Genomic DNA, 17,313 nt, shown 5'->3' with positions numbered 1-17,313 from the left:
GGACGCAAAGGAGTGCCATGTCAGCAGGCGAATCCGGTGTCCTGGTCATTGCCGACGATCTCAGCGGCGCTGCCGAGGTCGCCGCCACACTCGATCCGGGCACCCCGATCGTGCTCACCTCGTCGAGTGCAGAGTCCGCGACCGGCACAGATGACACCATCACCGAGGCGAACCCCGGCACAGATGACACCATCGCCGAGGAGAACGCCGGCGCGGATGACACCATCATCGAGGCGAACGCCGGCTCAGAATCCGATCGATCTTTCGCCGAGGCGGCCGACACAGATCCCCGGGACCTCGTCGTCGATCTCGACTGCCGTTATCTGCCGGCGGAGTCGGCCGGCGCCCGCACTGCAGCTGCACTTCGTGACTTCGGTTCGCCCCGCAGCACACTCATCAAGGTCGATTCCCTGCTCCGCGGCAATATCCGCGCCGCGCTCACTGCGGCCCTCGACCACGCGGGCGGCCCCGTGATCTTCGCTCCGGCGCTTCCGCAGCAGGCCCGCACGGTCGTCGGCGGAGTGCCCTTCGACAACGGAATTCGGCTCAGCAGCACCCGCGCCTGGAGCCTCGAGGACGGCAGCGCACCGGAGGCACTATCGGATCTGTGCCCCGTCCCCGCCCGCCATTTGGGCCTCGGCGAACTGCGGTCACTGCCCGGCACCGATGCTGCCGACGTCTTCGCCGACGTCGTTGACAGCCGCAGTTCGGACGCCGCTGACAGCCGCGACGCCGCTGACAGCGCGGACGCCAGTATCGACGCCGCGAATGCCGGCGTCGGTGGCGAGCGCCTCATCACCGCCGATGCCGAGACGATGGAGGATCTCACCCGTATCGTCGCTCTCGCCGAGGCGACCTCGGCCGTCCTCGTCGGCACTTCCGCACTCGCGCGCGCCTTGGCCGAGCGTCGAAGAGGCGGACTCACTGCACCAAGCGACGCATCTGCCCTGGCCGATGCGGGTGACACAGCAGCTGAACGGCCCGCCCCGTCATCGTTGCCGCGCACGCCCACACGGGTCCTCACTCTCCTCGGCACCGCTGCGGAGAGGATCGAGACGCAGATCGTTCACCTGCGTGACCACTCGGACACTCGAGTGCTCGACTTCCCCGCCACCGAGGTAACCGCTTGGGCCGACGACCCCTACCGTCTTGACGATTCCGCCGCACGCGTACGCGAGGCCCTGACCGAGTCCCACCTCGTCGTCCGACTCACCGACACGGGAGCCTCCGTCGACCCTCGGCCGCTGCCGGGCTTCCTCGCCGAACTCGCCACCCGTGCACTGTCCGGATTCGGGCCCGTCGCCCTTGCTGCCGCCGGCGGAGAGACGGCACGCGCCGTGTTCGACCGCCTCGGCGTGCACAGGATCGAAACGATCCGCGAGATCCACCCGGGTGCGGTGCTGTCCACGGTCAGGACCGCCTCGGCGAACATTGCCGACGATGTCGACCTCGCCGCCGTCGTCACTCGGCCCGGCGGCCAGGGCGGACCCGATTCCCTCACCCTCATCCACTCGGCTCTGACCACCGGTGAGCCCACCACGACCACCGCGGCCACCGTCGCGAACCACGAAGGAGAGTCAATGAACGCGCTTCCCACAGTCGCAGTGACCATGGGCGACGGGGCCGGCGTCGGCCCCGAGATCTGCATCGCCGCCTGCCTCGACCCCTCGGTGCTCGCGGTCGCAGCCCCCGTCGTCATCGGGGATGCCGCACGGCTCGAGCAGGCCGCGCAGGTGCTCGGCACCGCGGTCGAGATCCGCCGAGTCGACTCCCCCTCTGAGGCCGAACACGTGCCCGGCGTCATCAACGTCATCGACCTCGCCCTTCTTCCGGGCGATCTGCCCTGGGGCGAACTCTCCCCCGTCGCGGGAGATGCCGCGTTCCGCTACATCGAACGCGCCTCGCAGCTGGCCATGTCCGGTGAGGTGCAGGCGATCTGCACGGCGCCGCTCAACAAGGAGGCCCTCCACTCCGCCGGGCACAAGTACCCCGGGCACACCGAGATGCTCGCCTCGCTCACCGACACCGAGGAGGTCTCGATGATGCTCTCCTCCCCCAAGCTGCGCGTCATCCACGTGACCACCCACATCGGACTCATCGATGCCGTGGCGAAGATCGAGCCCGGCCTCGTCGAACGCACCGTCCGCCGCGGCCACGACGCACTCATCCGGGCCGGACTGGAACGGCCGCATATCGGCGTCTGCGCGATCAACCCGCACGCCGGTGAGAACGGGCTCTTCGGCTACGGCGAAGAGGAGGAGAAGATCACTCCGGCGATCACGAAGCTGCAGGCCGACGGCATCGACGCCGTCGGGCCGCTGTCCGCCGACACCGCCTTCTTCCTCGCCGGCCGCGGTGACTACGACCTCATCGTCGCGATGTACCACGACCAGGGGCACGGACCCATCAAGGTCCTCGGCATCGATGCCGGCGTCAACATCACCGTCGGCCTGCCGGTCATCCGCACCTCGGTCGATCACGGCACCGCCTTCGACATCGCCGGCACCGGCAAGGTCGACACCGAGTCGATGAGTGAGGCGATGCGTCAGGCCGCGGCTCTCGCCGTCGTCTGAGCCGCCTCTGCCGTCGGCCCGTTCTCAGCCTCGATGCGCGGTCAGGACCGCCCCTGACCAGCCCCTGCGCCGAGGATGTTCTGCGCAGTTCGCGCGAGTCTGAGTTCGCGAACCGCCCCATCACCGAGGCGGCTCTGCGCAATCCGCGCGAGAATCCGCGATACAGTGGCGATCAACGACTACCGATCAGGAGTGTGATGAACGCAGGCGAACGTCGCGAGGAGATCCTTCAGCTCGTCCGGACGCAGGGCGAGATGAGTGTCGAGTCCCTGTCGGAGATGCTCGGGGTCACCGCGTCGACGATCCGTCGCGACCTCGCCAAGCTCACCGACTCGGGAGAGTTGGCACGCACCTACGGCGGCGTGATCGCCGTCCCCTCAGAGTCCGAGACCACGCTGGCCGAACGCTCCCACGAAGCCCCCGAGGTGAAACGGGCCATCGGCTCCTGGTGCGCCCGGCAGGTCCCTGCCGGTTCGCATGTGCTCCTCGACGCCGGCACGACGACCGCGCAGGTCGCCCGTGCGCTCCGGGATACCGCCCCTCTGTCCGTGGTGTCCTCCGGCCTGACTTCCCTGCAGCAGATGGCCGACCTAGAGGACGTGGAGTTCACGCTCCTCGGCGGTCGTTACCGCCCCGTCAGCCAGGGCTTCATCGGCCCCATCACCGAGGCGGGGCTGGAGAAATTCACGTTCGACTTCGCCTTCCTCGGCGCCGATGCCGTCACCGCCGAGGACGGAGTGTGCGAGGCTCTGCCCGAACAGGTTCGCCTCAAAGAGCTGATGAGCCGCCGCGCCACCCACGTCTTCGTTCTCGCCCATGCCGAGAAGCTCGGCCAGCGGCCCTTCCACGCCTGGGCCGACCTCGGCAACGGCTGGACTCTCGTCACCGACGATTCGGCCGATCCGGCGCAGATCACACCGTTCGAAGACCGCGGTATCACCGTCGTCCGTGTCGACCAGATGGGCAACGCCGTGCAGAGCTGACGGCACGAGGACGTGAAGAGGCCCCGGGACTCAGCCCCAGAGCTTGCAGTCGGTGTGGACCTGATCCTCGACTCCGGAGATCCACTCCTCGTCGAAGACGACATGTCGGATCGCCCGGCGGGAGCTGAAGGCGTAGACGACGTGGATGACCCCGTCGGCGTCGACGATGCCGTGCGGGTACTCCTGACGGCGATTGCTGCGCAGATTGCCCTCACCGGAGAATCCGTCACCGGGCTCGATGACTCGACGCACGGGCCAGGTGCGGCCCTCATCGTTCGACACCGCGATGACGATCCGCAGCCGTTCGTACGGCCAGACCACCTCGCCGGGTTCCGTGGCGACCTGGTGCTCGTTCGAGACGAGAGCGAGCATGCCCGAGGGCAGACGGAATGCGCTGAGCCCGGCATTGTTGTTCGGCACCTCGGTGGCTTCGGGCACCGACCAGGTCTCTCCGCCGTCCTCGGATCGGCTGAGGTAGACCCAGTCGGCGAAGCGTGAGCGGAAGAGGCTGACGAGTCGTCCCGTCTCGAGCTCGACGATGTTCGGGTGGACCCGACCGGCTGCCTCGGGGAATTCGACCTGTCTCCAGGTCGATCCCTGATCCGCGGAGATCTGGACGACCGGTTGGTCGGAGCCGTTCTTCGAATCATCGTCGAAGCACAGCCACTGAGTGTGCGCCCAGGTCCCACCCTCAAGCACCTGGATGGGCTGTCGGCAGAACGTTCCTTCGCAGTCGAAGAGCGTCTCCGGTTCGCTCCAGCTCGCTCCGTCGTCGGTCGAACGGATCACCTTGACCACGGAGGTGTGCTGGAGGTTGAAGGTCTCGGGGACCCCGGACTGCCGCGACAGCTGGGAGGTATAGACGAGCCAGATCGTCCCGTCGGGGGCTGCGAAGAGACCGGGGTTCTGATCCGATCGGATCTCATCGTGGGTCACCGCCGCCGAGGCGGTCCATCGTCCCGTATCGACGTCGAACCGGGAGACGAGGATGTCGATGTCCTTGTTGCCCTCATCGCTGCCGCCGAACCAGGCGGCCAGCAGACCACCGCCGGGCAGGGACAGGATCGACGGCGCGTGATTCGAGCGCCGATCAGTCGGGATCACCGCGGCCGCGGAACCATCGTCCTCGAAGAACCGGAGCCTGCCGTCAGACGACGGTGCGGGAACTCGTTCGAGTGCGGGCTGGGACAGCAGTGTCATGGGTGTCTCCTCCATGTCTTGGCAACGGAATCAGGGTACTTAACTCGGCGGGATCGCTCGCACGGCAGGGGTGGGCCGCCTCGGCGAGGGAATCCCCGGACCGACGGTCCGACTCATCATCCGAACGCGGTCTGGAACATCGCGGGGATCTGCATGGCGATCTGGACGCCGACGACGATGGCGATGATGCCGAGGAGAAGCAGCAGTCCGGTCTGCCATTTCCGATTGACCGCGTAGGAGTGCATGTGCTTCTTCCGGGAGGTCAGCAGCAGGATGCAGACGACGATGATCGGGAGGCTGAGCACGGTGGAGATCGCGGTGCCGACGATGTTGAGCGAGATGAGATCCGGGGCGCCGGGGATCGTCGAGGCCAGGGGCAGGACGATGAAGACGATCGCCTGGATCCACCGGAAGGCGGGGTTCTCCTCGTCGCGGCCGAGGAACTTCCGCATCGACGGCACGGTGTGGTTGATGCCGTTGATGGCCAGCTGCGAGAAACCGCGCGACTGCGGCGGGAAGCTCGTCATCGCGGCGAAGAAGATGCACATCCATAGCAGATACGGACCGACCGGGCCGACGGCGACCGAGAGCATGTGGGAGAGGTCGAATTCGTCGGCGATGGAGAAGCCGGGGTGGGCGGCGCTGAATTCGGCGGCGACGATCCAGAACAGCAGGTTGATGATGAGCAGCGGGGCCATGCCGGCGATGAGGTCGAACTGCTGGATCTTCCGATACTTCGGTCCGACCCAGCCCTTGTCGCGCATGAAGCCCGAATAGAGAAGGTTGGGCATGTTGCCGGCGATCGTGCCGATGGTCGCCGAGGCGATGACGATGGGGGCGAACGCCGAGGTGTTCTGCTCCTTCGGGATCTCGAAGGCCATGCCCTGGACGAAGCCGGCGATGTCGAAGGTCCCGATCTTGATGAGCGCGTAGACGAAGGCGATGATCATCGCGACAGAGGCGAAACGGGCGAAGTATTCGAGGACGACGAACTGCTTGCGCAGCATGACCAGCGACAGAGTGAGCGCGACGATGATGATCGCGCAGAAGAAACGGCCCCAGCTGCCTCCCCACTCACCGCCGGTGAGTTCGTGGAGTCCGACGGCCGCGGCGAGGAGGAAGGTGGCCTGAGTGATGAAGCCGGCGATGAGGACGACCGCGGCCATGATCCCCGGCAGCACCGGCGACAGGCGGGCGAATCCGTCGAGGATCTGTGTGTCCCCGTGCTTGTTCATCAGCGTGTACTTCGCGATGGACGAGATGATGAACGTGCGGGCGACGAGAGAGAGGATGAGCGTCCACAGCAGCGCATACCCGTAGGAGGCGCCGGAGACGGAGGAGCTGACGAGGTCGCCGGTGCCCAGGAAGGACATGGCCAGCACGAGGCCGGGCCCGACCGAAGTGACGAGACCGAGACCGCGCGGCAGCGGATTCTGCGCGGGCATCGAAGAGACAGAGCTGCGTTTCACGCTATGGACATCGGCGGCCATGGCTGCACTCCCATGTGTAGATGGACATCTGAGCGATTGCCCGATGAATGATGCAAGGATTGATCCGTGTCATCACCGTGCGCAATCTTCGTAAAGACTAGCCCATACATGCGTGTTGTGCGCAATCAATTTCGCAAAAAAGATGCTTGATTGTTCGTTCTGCGCATAGAATAGGTGATCAGAACGCGCAATCTGCGCCGTACGGCTGCAGTGTCGCAAGCGGAAGAAGTCGCCTGACCAGCGGCCCGCAGATGTCCGACCGCGGCGCCCACAGCAGAGGAATGAGGAATCGATGGAGATCGTCCAGTACCTGATCATCGGGATCGTGGTGCTGGGTTCAGCCTGCCTGCAGGGCTCCATCGGATTCGGCCTCGGCATGATCACCGCACCAGTGCTCGCGCTCCTGCGCCCCGACCTGCTGCCGTCCGCCCTGCTGCTGCTGGCTACCCTCACCTCATTCACGGCGTTCGCCCGCGAACGTCAGGACGTCGACTGGAAGCTCGTCGGCTGGGGCGCCCTCGGACGGCTGCCCGGCATCGCCATCGGCACCGCCGCCGTGGTGATGTTGCCGGATTCCGGGCTGTCTCTGATGCTCGCGATCACCGTCCTCGCCGGCGCCGCATTCAGCCTTGTCGGCTGGTCACCGGCGGCCTCGAACCGCAATATGTTCGTCGCGTCATCGGTCTCGGGAATCTTCGGCACGGCCACGAGCATCGGCGGACCACCGATCAGTCTCATCATGCGCTCGCTCGATCCGTCATCGATGCGCTCGACGATGAGCGCCTACTTCACCCTCGGCAGCATCCTGTCCCTGACGGGACTGACCATCGGCGGCGAAGTCGGCACCAGACACCTCATCGCGGCGGCGGTCCTGCTGCCGTTCATGCTCATCGGACTGTGGCTGTCGAACTTCGTCATCCGACGCGCCGACCGTCGACTCCTCTACCGCCTCGCTGTCGGCTCGTCGATCGTCGGCGCGCTCCTCGTCATCGTCGAAGTCGTTCGCTCTCATCTCGCCTGATCAGTCCCGACCTGACCAGCCCCGACCAACCCCGACCCCGCACGACCAGCCCCAACCAGACCCGAGCTGACCTGCCCCGACCAGCCCCGAGCTGACCGACCTGACCTGAGCACGCCGCAGAACACATCCGCCACTTAACTACCACTCAGTTCTACTATCAAGTAATGTGTGTGGTGCCCGTCACAATCAGGACGTCCAACGGTGAACACTCTGGCCGACGGCACCCCGTCACCACACTGACCTCACCGTCACGGTGCACTCCACCGCGATCTGCACCGGCACTACTGTCCCGCACCTTCTCAATGCCGAGAGACAAGGCAGAACAGGACCACCGCCTATGAGCACGCCAACCACAGCACTGCCGACCACCTCCCCACACGGGCCTCGTCGTCGCCTCCAGGCCCTGAGCGCCGCAGCCGTCGTCGGCCTCGCACTCACGTTGTGCACGACCACCGCGCCGGCCCAGGCCACCGAACTCGTTCCGCAGACCGATGCCGAGGCCGAACAGTTCCTCGACGACCGTGCGGCAGAGGATCCGAGCGCACTCGACCGTGAATCCGTCCCCGAGGGCATCAGCGTCGAGCAGGCGAAGAAAGCCGTCGAGAAGACCGACGAGCTCACGCCCGCCGACGTCGAATATGCAGCCGCGCAGGAAGACCTGCCGGCATCAGGAGTCCCCGGAGACTTCTATGAGACCCCGGACTCGCTGCCGAGCGAGGACGGAACAGTGCTCAAGCAGGCCGACTCGGAGTTCTACCTCGACCCGGTGAAACTCATCAAACATGACGCGAAGTCGACGGTCTTCATGTACAAGACCACTGATGAGAAGGGCCAGGCCCGAGCCGCGACCGCCACCCTGCTCACTCCGAACGGCGCGAGCGGCCATGCCGAAGATGCCGTCGTCATCTCGCCGGGCACTCAGGGCGTCGCCGACAAATGCGCTCCCAGCCGTCAGCTGGGCATGGGAACCGAGTACGAGGGGATCTCCGTCGCCTCGGCCCTAGCCGCGAAGCACCCTGTCGTCGTCGTCGACTACATGGGCCTCGGCACCGAGGGCACTCACCACTTCGTCAATCGCATCGAAGAGGGTCGGTCGGTCCTCGATGCGGCACGTGCCGTCCAGCAGGTCGATGGCAGCGAGATCGATGAGGGCACCAAACTCCAACTGCGCGGCTACTCGCAGGGCGGTCATGCCACGACTGCTGCCCTGGAACTCCAGAAGGAGTGGGCACCCGAGCTCAACATCGCCTCGGCTTCAGCCGGCGCAGTGCCGGTCGATCTGCATAAGACGGTGTCCGGGCTCTCGAGCGTCTACACGGCATTCGCGCTCTACGGTGTCGTCGGGTTCGCCGAGCAGGCCGACATCGATACAAGCGACTTCCTCAACGAGAAAGGGCAGAAGATGGTGGCCGAAACAGCGGACAAGTGCACCGTCGAAGCCCTGCTCTCGACAGCCTTCACGGATGGAAAGTCGCTGACGAAGAACGGCGAGTCATTCACCGACATCATCGACGAGCACTTCACCGACATCGTTGACCGGCAGCGGCTGGGCAAGGCCGCGGTGCCGGATGTTCCGCTGCTGGTCAACCACAGCCGCCTCGACGACGTCATCTCGTTCGATCAAGGCAAGGACCTCGCCTCGGCGTGGTGCCGAGCCGGCCACAAGGTGGCGTTCGAGGACAACCTCGGGCCCACGCATGTCGGCGGCTACGTCGCCGCGCTGCCGCGCATCGAGACCTTCACCACCCGCACCTTCTCGGGCAAGGCTTCGCTCGACAGCTGCTGGAGGCTGTGACCTCCCACCTCACCGAGGCGGCCCGCCCGGTTGGGGAGCCCATACGCCAGAGGCGGTCCACCCTGAACGGGGTGGGCCGCCTCGACGATATGCACAGGGTTGGGCGGTGCCGGTGACGGTCACATGACGTAGGAGAGGATCATCGAGACGAGGGTCGCGACGACGACGGAGTTGAAGGCGAAGGCGACGATGACGTTCGTGCGCACCAATCGCCAGGCTTTCCGCGACACCGCTCGGCCGGGGAGCGCGGCCGTCATCGTCGATGACAGCACGGAGAAGGTGAGGTAGTCACCGAACTCGCGTGGGCCTTCCATCTCGAATTCGAGCTGACGAGCGTCGGGGCTGCCGCCGCCGCTGAGGTCGAGACGCATGAACTCGAGTGCGAACGAGTACACGAGCACCGCCCACGAGGCGATGACATTCGCGATGCCGAGCGCCGCAGAGATACCGATGCTGGCGCTCGAGCCAGAGGTGACGAGGAAGATGTTGAAGATGAATGCGAGGTAGGCAGCCATGGTCGCCCAGGACACTGCTCCGCCCATCCCGAACCACTTCGACCACCATCGTCGGCGGTTCGCCACTGACCACCGGGAGTGGACGATGAGTTCGGTCTCGTCGAGGTCTCTCAGTCCCGCGTGGGTCCACAGCAGATAGGTCAGCGCGAAGAGCGGCCAGAAGACGAGGAAGAGGTTGATGACCTCGTGCGGCAGGGCCAGCGATGCAGCCATGCTCGGGCCGGAGCCCAGCGGATCGAAGTCGAATCCGAACACGAGGATGCCGCTGACGATGAGCGCAGGGACTCCCGCGATATTTGCGCGCGAGTCGTCGGAGAGAGTGAGCATCTGACTGTGCGTGGGTCTCATCGGCCCGGCTCCGGTTCGTTAGACGCGGCGGCTGTTCGAGTTCAGCCTAGTCGAGGGTGGACTCGACTCGTCCGATCTCCGAATCGGACCGGTGGCACCGAGTCAGACCAGGCATCCCCGAGTCAATCGAACTGATCCTCAAGTCACACCGGCCACGGGTCTAGTCAGACCAGCCGCGAAGCGAAAGCAAGCAGGTCGCGGTCGCCGCCGGGGCGGCCGACCAGCTGCACCGCCTGCGGCCCTTCGCTGGCTCCGACCCCGGGCAGCGGGATCGTCAATGCCGGCCAGCCGAGAACGTTGAATGGCATCGAATAGCGCATGAACTTCGCCGCCGTCCCGGAGTCGATCTCGTCCCAGCGGATCACTGGACCGTCGATGGCTGGGGTGAGCAGGAAATCAGTGCCGCCGAATACCGTGAGCGACCGTTTCCGCAAGTCTGCGAGCGCTTCCACCTGCTTCCGGTATTCGGTCTCGCCGAGGTCTCTGCCGGCCTCGATCTTCTTGGCCACCCCTGGCTGGTAGTCCGCTGAGTGCTCGGCGTACAGGTCTGCGTGGACCTCGTACGCCTCATAGAGGCGGATGAAGTCGTAGATCGGTGCAAGATCGTCGAGGAGCTTGTCGACGACTCCCCCATTCGCCGACGTGACCGTGAGGTCCGGTGCCGGCATGAGCAGGTCTCTCGCCCGAGCGTCGTCGTCAGCGAAGAGACTGACATCGATCGTCCGTGCTCCGCTGCCTGTCAGGCCTGGCACCGCACCTGGGCCAGGCGCCTTGCCGGAATCGTCGCCCGCGATCACGTCGAAAGCCGTGGTCAGCACGCCGAGGTCGGAGGCGAAGAGTCCGACGGTGTCGAAGCTCTGCGAGAGCGGGAAGACTCCGTCGACGGGCACGACGCCGAAGGTCGGTTTGAACCCGAGCACGCCTTGGCAGGCCGCCGGCACGCGCACGGACCCGGCCGTGTCGGTGCCCAGAGCCAACGGCACCACCCTGGCGGCAACGAGTGCGGCCGATCCGGAGCTCGACCCGGCGGTGCACAGTGCCGCATCGACAGGATTGACGACGCGGCCGAAGGCCGACTCGTCGCCGAGGATTCCGTAGGAGTACTCCTGGCAGTTCGTCTTCGCCACAGGGATCGCGCCTGCCGCTTCGAGTCGGTCGACGACCGGCGCCGAGTTAGCAGCCGGGGCATCGCTGCGCACGTTCGATCCCATCGTCGTCGGGTATCCGACCAAGTCGATGACGTCTTTGATCGCGAAGGGAATCCCCTCCAATCGCCGAGACGGCTGACCGGAATCGCGGCGGTCGTTCGATTCCGCGGTGAGGGCATTCGCGCGGTCGACGGTCATCGCTGTGACAGCGTTGAACTGCGTTCCGGCCCGCTCCACCTCGGCGAGGGTCTGCTCATCCATCCGATGAGCCTATCCGAACCGTCGACGCCAGCCCCGTCCACGGGCACAGAGCTTCGATGGCGGCTGCCACGTCGAAGGCGCGGGTGTCGTCATAGGGGTGGGCGATGACCTGGACGCCGGTGGGGATGCCGCAGTCGGCCATGCCGGAGGGAACGTTGACGATCGGCACGCGGTTGCAGATGTTGAACGGCATCGTCATATGCGCCTGCCAATAGTGGTCGAGTCGCACGCCGTCGCTTTCGCCGGAGTCGGACGCACCGTCCGCCCCGAATGCATGTGCCGCTTCGCGACCGACGCCGTCGGCGCCGATCGTGATCCCGTCGAGGTAGCTGGCTCCGGCCTCCAAACCCGCCACCGCCGAGGTGGGCGCCAAGAGCACATCGAAGCCGTCCATCGCTGACGCCAGCTCCGCCTGGATCTGCGCTTCCATGGCGAGCCCGTCGAAGAGCGAACGGCGTGCGGCGACCGCTTCCGCATCGGCCATGAACCGCACCGTGTACTCGGCCAGAGTGTGTTCATGGCCGCGAGTGGCCGCGCGCATCGCAGGGGCGAGGAGGCTGCCGAAGTGAGTGAACGCGGTCTCGAAGATCCGCTCGGCCGTCCACGGCAGTTCGATCTCCTCGACATGCGCTCCGGCCGATTCCAGCGCCGAGGCGACCGCCCGGGTATTCGCCTCGATGTCCTTCCCGACGGGGAAGTCTCCCAAGCGCACGCACAGCGCGACCCTGCGTCCGCGGAGTCGATCGACCGCCTCGGCGGGGTCGAAGTCATCGAGGAACCCGGGCGAGGCGATGGTCGCGTGATCGCTCGGATCGACCCCGACCATGACCTTGGCGAGCAGCGCGGCATCGGCGACGGTGCGCGCCATCGGCCCGTCCCCGCGGTACCAGTCCGCGGCCAGAGGCTGAGCGCCGGGGATCCGGCCGTAGGGAGCTTTGTACCCGACGGTGCCGGTGAAGGCGGCGGGCAGCCTCGTCGATCCGGCGATGTCCGAGGCCGTGGCCAGGGGCGCGAACCCGGCTGCCAACGCAGCACCGGACCCGCCGGAGGACCCGCCCGGAGAGAGGTCCGGGTTCCACGGATTGCGGGTCACGCCCCACATCGGCGAGTGCGTGATCGTCGCGCAGCTGAACTCCGGAGAGGTCGCTCGGGCGTGGACGAATCCGCCGGCGGCGCGGATGCGGGCGATGATCGCGGCGTCATGGTCGGCGACGGTGTCCCGTTCGTGCAGCAGCCCTTGAGTGAGGCCGCGGCCGGCGAGCGCGTGCTTCTCCTTGGCGATCACGGGAAGTCCGAGCAATGGCCGGAAGACGGCCGCCGCGGCGAGGTCATCGCTGGTGGCGTTCGCGTAGAAGTCCTCGGCTTCCCGCGCCGAGGTGACCGCCTCCTCGACGACTTCGATGACCGCATTGATGCGCTCATCCTCGGCGGTGATGCGGCCGATGAAGGAGGTCAGGTAGTCGACTGGGGAGAGTTCCTTGGACCGGAAGGCGGCGAGCGCCTCGGTGGCGGACAGGGTCCAGGGTTCGGTGCTGGGTGCGGTGCTGGGTTCGGTGGCGGTCGTGGTGCGGGCATTGAGGTGCGGGGCGGCGCTGGAGCGCGGGGTATCGGTGCTCATGCGCGCGCCTCGGCGATGGACGAACCGACCCAGACGGCACCGTCGCGGACATCGGCGAGCTCACCGCGGACGAGTTCACCGGCCACCGAAGTGAGCACGCGGACGCCGCGAAGCATGTCCTCATCGGTGGTGAACTCGCGCTCGCAATGGGAGACGCCGTCGACGCTGGGAACGAACATCATCACGGCGGGCACGCGGTGATTCATCGCCACGGAATCGTGGCCGGCCATCGTCTCCAAGCGTCGGATGCTCAGGCCCTCGTTGGCCACGGCCTTCTCGGCGAGTTCGACGCCTTCGGTCGGGAAATGGCGCTTGTCGCGGATGTCGAAGTCGTCGACGTTGATGGTGATGTCGTGGCTGCGGGCGATCTCGGCGATCTGCGTCTTCAGCGAGTTGCGGGCGGCTTGGACGATGGCAGGATCGGAGGAGCGGAGGTCGGCGACCATATGGACACGGCGGGGCACGACGATCGGCGAGTTCGGTTCGACGACGTGCTGGCCGACCGAGGAGACGAGGGCTTCTTCCTCGAACTCGTCGACCACCTCGGCGACGGCGAGGACGACCTTGGCCGCGGCGACGAGCGCGTCGTGGCGGTCGGCCATGGCTGTGGCCCCGGTGTGGGACTGTTCGCCGAGGACGTCGATGTCGAGCTTCTGCGTGTACCAGCTGGACTCGACGACGCCGATGTCCGTGGCTTCGCGTTCGAGGATTCGGCCCTGTTCGATGTGGATCTCGGCGTAGGTGATCGCCTCGGGCGGGGTGTCGGTGCCGGCATAGCCGATGGCGCCCAGCGCCTCGGCGACGGTGGTGCCTTCGAGGTCGGCGACAGCGAGCATCTCGTCGAGGTCGAAGAGACCGGCGTAGACGGAGCTGCCCATGATCGACGGGGCGAAGCGACCGCCCTCTTCGTTGAACCAGTTGACGACTGCGAGGTTGAAGGCGGGCTTCAGTCCAGATTCCGCGAGCTCCTCTTTGATGCGCAGGGCCGCGAAGAGGGCGGCGATGACTCCATAGGCTCCGTCGAATCGACCGCCGAGCGGCTGCGAGTCGAGGTGGGAACCGATGAGGACGTACGGGGCTTCGGGAACGAGCTCGAGGCACGCGAACATGTTCCCGATGGCGTCGACGCGCACGCCGAAGCCTTTGTCCGTCGCCCAGCCGCGCATCCAGTCACGCGTCTGCTTGTCCTCCGGCGTCAGCGCCTGCCGATCGACGCCGTTGTTGTCGGTGGCACCGATGGTGGCGACGAAGTGGAAGTCTGCGAGGAAGGCCGCGTCGGAGGATGGGGATGCGGACGACGGGGCGGCGTCGGGCGACGGGGGTGCCTGATGGTTCATTGGTTATCGCTGCTTTCCTGTGGGTGGGATGTGGTTTGCAAAGGTCTAGGGCGCGGTTGAGGGCGCGGGCGGGCCCGCACATCGCTTTTCGTTCAGTTCATCGCTTTTCATCCCGATGATCTGTACAAAATGTGATGTGAAAGTGGACGAAACTCGATGTCAATGCAGGCTCACCCCTGCTCACCCCAGCCGTCCGCGGGTCTCGGGGAGGCGCGTGACGAAGATGAGGACGAGGCACACAGCAGCCGCAGCAGCCATGTAGTAGCCGGGTGCGGTGTTGACGCCGGTGATGTCGACGAGCCAGGTACCCACGAATGGCGCGGTTCCGCCGAGCGCTGCGTAGGAGATGTTGTAGCTGATGGCCGCCGAGGTGAACCGCGTCTTCGTCGAGAAGCGCTCACAGAAGAAGGTGTAGCAGCCGCCACCGTAGCAGCAGAGCGCGAGGACGAAGATCGTCTGCCCGACGAATGCCAGTCCCATGTGTCCACTGGTGACCAGCCCGAATGCCGGCACCGAGGTGACCGCGAGCAGGATCGCACCCGCAATGAGCATGGGCCGACGTCCGAAGCGGTCGCCGAGGTGGCCGGCGATGGGCAGGAAGATCGTGTAGCTGGCCATGGCGATCGCGTTTGTCAGGAGCGACTGTTCGCGACTGAGGTCGCCCGTGGTCTGGATGTAGGTGACGAAGTAGGCCGAGAGCATGTAGAAGCCGAGCGCGGTGACGCCGAGGACGAAGAAGACCTGGAGCATCCCGACCCAGTTCTCGCGGAAGCTTTCGCGGATCGGGCTGAACTCTTTGGGCCGTTCGGCAGCTGTCTTCTTGAACAGCTCGGATTCGTCGGTCTTCGACCGGATCCACAGTCCGACGGCCGACAACGGCAGCGCCAGGAGGAACGGAACGCGCCAGCCCCATGAGTCGAAAGAGGCGTCACTCATCACAGTCGACAACAGGAGGATGAGGCCGCCGGCGAACACCGAGGGCAGAGCGGTCGCTGCCAGGGTGATGTTGATCCACAGTCCGCGCTTGGCAACCGGAGCGTGCTCGTAGACGAAGGACGGTCCGCCGACGGATTCGCCGCCGGCGGAGAAGCCCTGACCGAGCCGGGCGAGGATGAGCAGGATCGGGGCGAACCAGCCGATCGTGTCGAACCCGGGGAGGATGCCGATGAGGGCTGTGCAGGCTCCGACGAGGAAGATCGTGATGGTCAGGGTCTGTCGCCTGCCGACCTTGTCGCCGAGAGCTCCGAAGAACAGTCCGCCGAGGGGGCGCATGACGAACGCGACTCCGAAGGTCGCGAAGATGACCAGCAGACCGGTGATCCGGTCGCCGTCGGGGAAGAAGTACTCGGACAGGATCACCGCCGATAGACCGTACAACGTGAAGTCGTAGAACTCGACGAACTGGCCGATGCTGCCGCCCAGGAGCACCTTCCGCTGCATCTTCGTCGACGTGGTTCGCTGCTCGGTCGGGGCTGTGATGGACATCCGGGATCTCCTTAGGGCGCGGGGACGATTTCCACCATCTTTGCGATCCACAACACATTAGTCCAACAGATACTTTTGAAACTGGTCATGAGGAAAATCGATGAGAAGCCGAGGTGGCACCTCTCCGCGTAAGCCCCTTACCTCGGCGGCGGACCGCTTCCCCACCGACCGCCTTCCCCAGCACCAGCGCAGTCCTCGGGCCGCGGTTCGGGTCCTTCTGTCCGCTTCAGCCGCCTAGGTCCCGAGGATCTCCAAGGTCAGCTCGCAGAAGGCTCGCGCACGCTTGCTCAGCCTCAGCTCTTTCGGCCAGACGATGGCAAGGTCGATGCTCGGGAAGTCGTCGAGCAGCGGAACGTCCACCGTCTTCGATCCGATGTACGTCCCCGAGGACACGCTCTGGCTCAGCAGCGAGTACCCGTGCCCCATCGCCACGAACGACCGCACGGTTTCGTAGCCAGCAAAGGTGTGCCGCACGATCGGCTCGACGCCGGCGATCCGGAAGAGCTCGTCATAGTATTGAGTGCTGAACGGCAGATCCAGTTGGATGTAGTTTTCATCTGCGAGCTCTCGCAGGTGGACTGGTCGCGGCCGTTTCCCACCCCCGCCGAGGTGGTGATCGAGTGAGACGAGGACGTGCGGCTTCACGACGTCGATGAGGAAGCGATCGAAGCGATCGGTCATTCCCAGCGTGTAAGTCAGTGCGAGATCGCAGTCGCCGGCGATGACAGCGGCTTGCAGCTCCTGAAGGTTCGCCTCGAGGTAGTTGATCCGAACATCCGGGTAGCGCTTCTCGAATTCGCTGTGGATGAGCGGCAGGCGGGTGGGCGCGATCGGCGAGAAGACTCCGACAGTGAGGTCTCCACTGAGACGACGTGAGAGGCCCAACGCAGTCTCGCCGAGGTTGTCGGAGGCTTCGAGGAAGGGTGTGACCTCTGAGAGGAATCGCTTCCCGGCAGGCGAGAGCACCACCGAACGATTGCGCTGTCGGATGAAAAGGTCGAGGCCGATGGTCCGCTCGAGCTGGGCCATCGCCGTCGAGATCGCCGACTGGGTGACGTTGAGCTGCTTCGCCGCCTCGGTCATGTTCTCCCGCCTGGCGACCTCCTGGAAGTAGCGCAGCTGCACCAGGGTGAAATCAAGGGCCATAGCTTCCCATCATCCCATCTGCGATGGCGATTCGCGTCCAGATCCAACCGCGCCGAGGCGGTTCTGTTCGAGCACTACCGACCGACCGTTCCCAGACGGCAGGCTGCAACCCTCCCCAGACGGCAGGCTCGAACTCTTCCCGGCCGGCAGGCATCGCACAGACCATCCCCTTCTACCGGGTCGGATCCAGTTCCGAGAATTCTCCCGCCACTTCAGTCGTCACCGATCCCGAGTCAATGCCGACGAGTAAAGTGCCCTGAAACTGATCGAACTCCCAATAAACCACTCAAAAGCGTCCTTCAAATTCAGCATGTCATTTCCAGTCGAATCTTTTTCGAAGATTCTATTGTCTTCTATTCTCTGACTGCCTACAATTGAGCTAAGAGACCTTCA

Annotated in this window: 12 protein-coding genes; 4 read left to right on the top strand and 8 right to left on the bottom strand. The window is 65.6% G+C overall.

The features are described 5' to 3' along the window. The first annotated feature begins 17 nt into the window (after positions 1-17). Positions 18-2,573, top strand: a complete 2,556-nt coding sequence (gene pdxA / locus SB749_RS06600; protein WP_410709626.1) for a 4-hydroxythreonine-4-phosphate dehydrogenase PdxA — start codon at positions 18-20, stop codon at positions 2,571-2,573. A gap of 197 nt (positions 2,574-2,770) precedes the next feature. Then, positions 2,771-3,556 (top strand): DeoR/GlpR family DNA-binding transcription regulator, encoded by a 786-nt coding sequence (locus SB749_RS06595; protein ID WP_370036029.1) that lies wholly within the window; start codon positions 2,771-2,773, stop codon positions 3,554-3,556. A 30-nt stretch (positions 3,557-3,586) separates the two neighbouring features. Here the strand turns inward: SB749_RS06595 and SB749_RS06590 are convergent, their stop codons facing one another. Together SB749_RS06590 and SB749_RS06585 are read right to left on the bottom strand one after the other, a co-directional pair. After that, the gene (locus SB749_RS06590; protein WP_410709625.1) at positions 3,587-4,756 is read right to left on the bottom strand and encodes a sialidase family protein; all 1,170 of its coding nucleotides are present in this window, start codon (positions 4,754-4,756) and stop codon (positions 3,587-3,589) included. A gap of 116 nt (positions 4,757-4,872) precedes the next feature. Beyond that, entirely contained in the window at positions 4,873-6,225 is a 1,353-nt protein-coding gene (locus tag SB749_RS06585) for an Nramp family divalent metal transporter (protein ID WP_370036025.1), read from the bottom strand. 313 nt (positions 6,226-6,538) lie between these two features. Between SB749_RS06585 and SB749_RS06580 the strand changes: the two genes are divergently transcribed. Continuing rightward, complete coding sequence (locus SB749_RS06580) at positions 6,539-7,267, top strand: sulfite exporter TauE/SafE family protein (RefSeq protein WP_370036023.1); 729 nt, start codon at positions 6,539-6,541, stop codon at positions 7,265-7,267. 337 nt (positions 7,268-7,604) lie between these two features. Then, a complete protein-coding gene (locus SB749_RS06575; protein ID WP_410709624.1) occupies positions 7,605-9,062 on the top strand; it encodes a lipase family protein in 1,458 nt (485 codons plus the stop codon). A gap of 119 nt (positions 9,063-9,181) precedes the next feature. On the opposite strand, the gene SB749_RS06570 is transcribed toward SB749_RS06575, so the two are convergent. From SB749_RS06570 to SB749_RS06545, 6 genes are all read right to left on the bottom strand, one after another. Next, positions 9,182-9,925 carry a DUF1345 domain-containing protein gene (locus SB749_RS06570; protein WP_410709623.1) on the bottom strand — a complete coding sequence of 248 codons (744 nt, stop codon included), beginning with the start codon at positions 9,923-9,925 and terminating at the stop codon, positions 9,182-9,184. 164 nt (positions 9,926-10,089) lie between these two features. Next, positions 10,090-11,334 (bottom strand): amidase, encoded by a 1,245-nt coding sequence (locus SB749_RS06565; RefSeq protein WP_410709622.1) that lies wholly within the window; start codon positions 11,332-11,334, stop codon positions 10,090-10,092. Next, a complete protein-coding gene (locus SB749_RS06560) occupies positions 11,327-12,952 on the bottom strand; it encodes an amidase (protein WP_410709621.1) in 1,626 nt (541 codons plus the stop codon). Before SB749_RS06560 ends, SB749_RS06565 begins: the two co-directional genes overlap by 8 nt. Next, positions 12,949-14,289, bottom strand: a complete 1,341-nt coding sequence (locus SB749_RS06555) for a M20 family metallo-hydrolase (protein WP_410709620.1) — start codon at positions 14,287-14,289, stop codon at positions 12,949-12,951. The genes SB749_RS06560 and SB749_RS06555 overlap by 4 nt, the downstream gene beginning before the upstream one ends. Positions 14,290-14,469: 180 nt before the next feature. Further along, entirely contained in the window at positions 14,470-15,774 is a 1,305-nt protein-coding gene (locus SB749_RS06550; protein ID WP_410709619.1) for an MFS transporter, read from the bottom strand. A gap of 234 nt (positions 15,775-16,008) precedes the next feature. Continuing rightward, positions 16,009-16,920 (bottom strand): LysR family transcriptional regulator, encoded by a 912-nt coding sequence (locus SB749_RS06545; RefSeq protein WP_410709618.1) that lies wholly within the window; start codon positions 16,918-16,920, stop codon positions 16,009-16,011. Between the last annotated feature and the right edge of the window lie 393 nt (positions 16,921-17,313).

Origin of the sequence: Brevibacterium sp. SIMBA_078 (assembly GCF_046534565.1) — a bacterium.
In the GTDB taxonomy this organism is placed as follows: Bacteria; Actinomycetota; Actinomycetes; order Actinomycetales; family Brevibacteriaceae; genus Brevibacterium.
The sequence above is the reverse complement of the archived record's forward strand: the minus strand, read 5'-3'. Positions and strand labels throughout refer to the sequence as shown.

Coding starts and splice junctions, on each gene's coding strand:
- SB749_RS06565 (WP_410709622.1), bottom strand. CDS start 11,334: ATGGATGAGCAGACCCTCGCCGAGGTGGAGCGGGCCGGAACGCAGTTC.
- SB749_RS06580 (WP_370036023.1), top strand. CDS start 6,539: ATGGAGATCGTCCAGTACCTGATCATCGGGATCGTGGTGCTGGGTTCA.
- SB749_RS06555 (WP_410709620.1), bottom strand. CDS start 14,289: ATGAACCATCAGGCACCCCCGTCGCCCGACGCCGCCCCGTCGTCCGCA.
- SB749_RS06575 (WP_410709624.1), top strand. CDS start 7,605: ATGAGCACGCCAACCACAGCACTGCCGACCACCTCCCCACACGGGCCT.
- SB749_RS06570 (WP_410709623.1), bottom strand. CDS start 9,925: ATGAGACCCACGCACAGTCAGATGCTCACTCTCTCCGACGACTCGCGC.
- SB749_RS06590 (WP_410709625.1), bottom strand. CDS start 4,756: ATGACACTGCTGTCCCAGCCCGCACTCGAACGAGTTCCCGCACCGTCG.
- SB749_RS06560 (WP_410709621.1), bottom strand. CDS start 12,952: ATGAGCACCGATACCCCGCGCTCCAGCGCCGCCCCGCACCTCAATGCC.
- SB749_RS06595 (WP_370036029.1), top strand. CDS start 2,771: ATGAACGCAGGCGAACGTCGCGAGGAGATCCTTCAGCTCGTCCGGACG.
- pdxA (WP_410709626.1), top strand. CDS start 18: ATGTCAGCAGGCGAATCCGGTGTCCTGGTCATTGCCGACGATCTCAGC.
- SB749_RS06545 (WP_410709618.1), bottom strand. CDS start 16,920: ATGGCCCTTGATTTCACCCTGGTGCAGCTGCGCTACTTCCAGGAGGTC.
- SB749_RS06550 (WP_410709619.1), bottom strand. CDS start 15,774: ATGTCCATCACAGCCCCGACCGAGCAGCGAACCACGTCGACGAAGATG.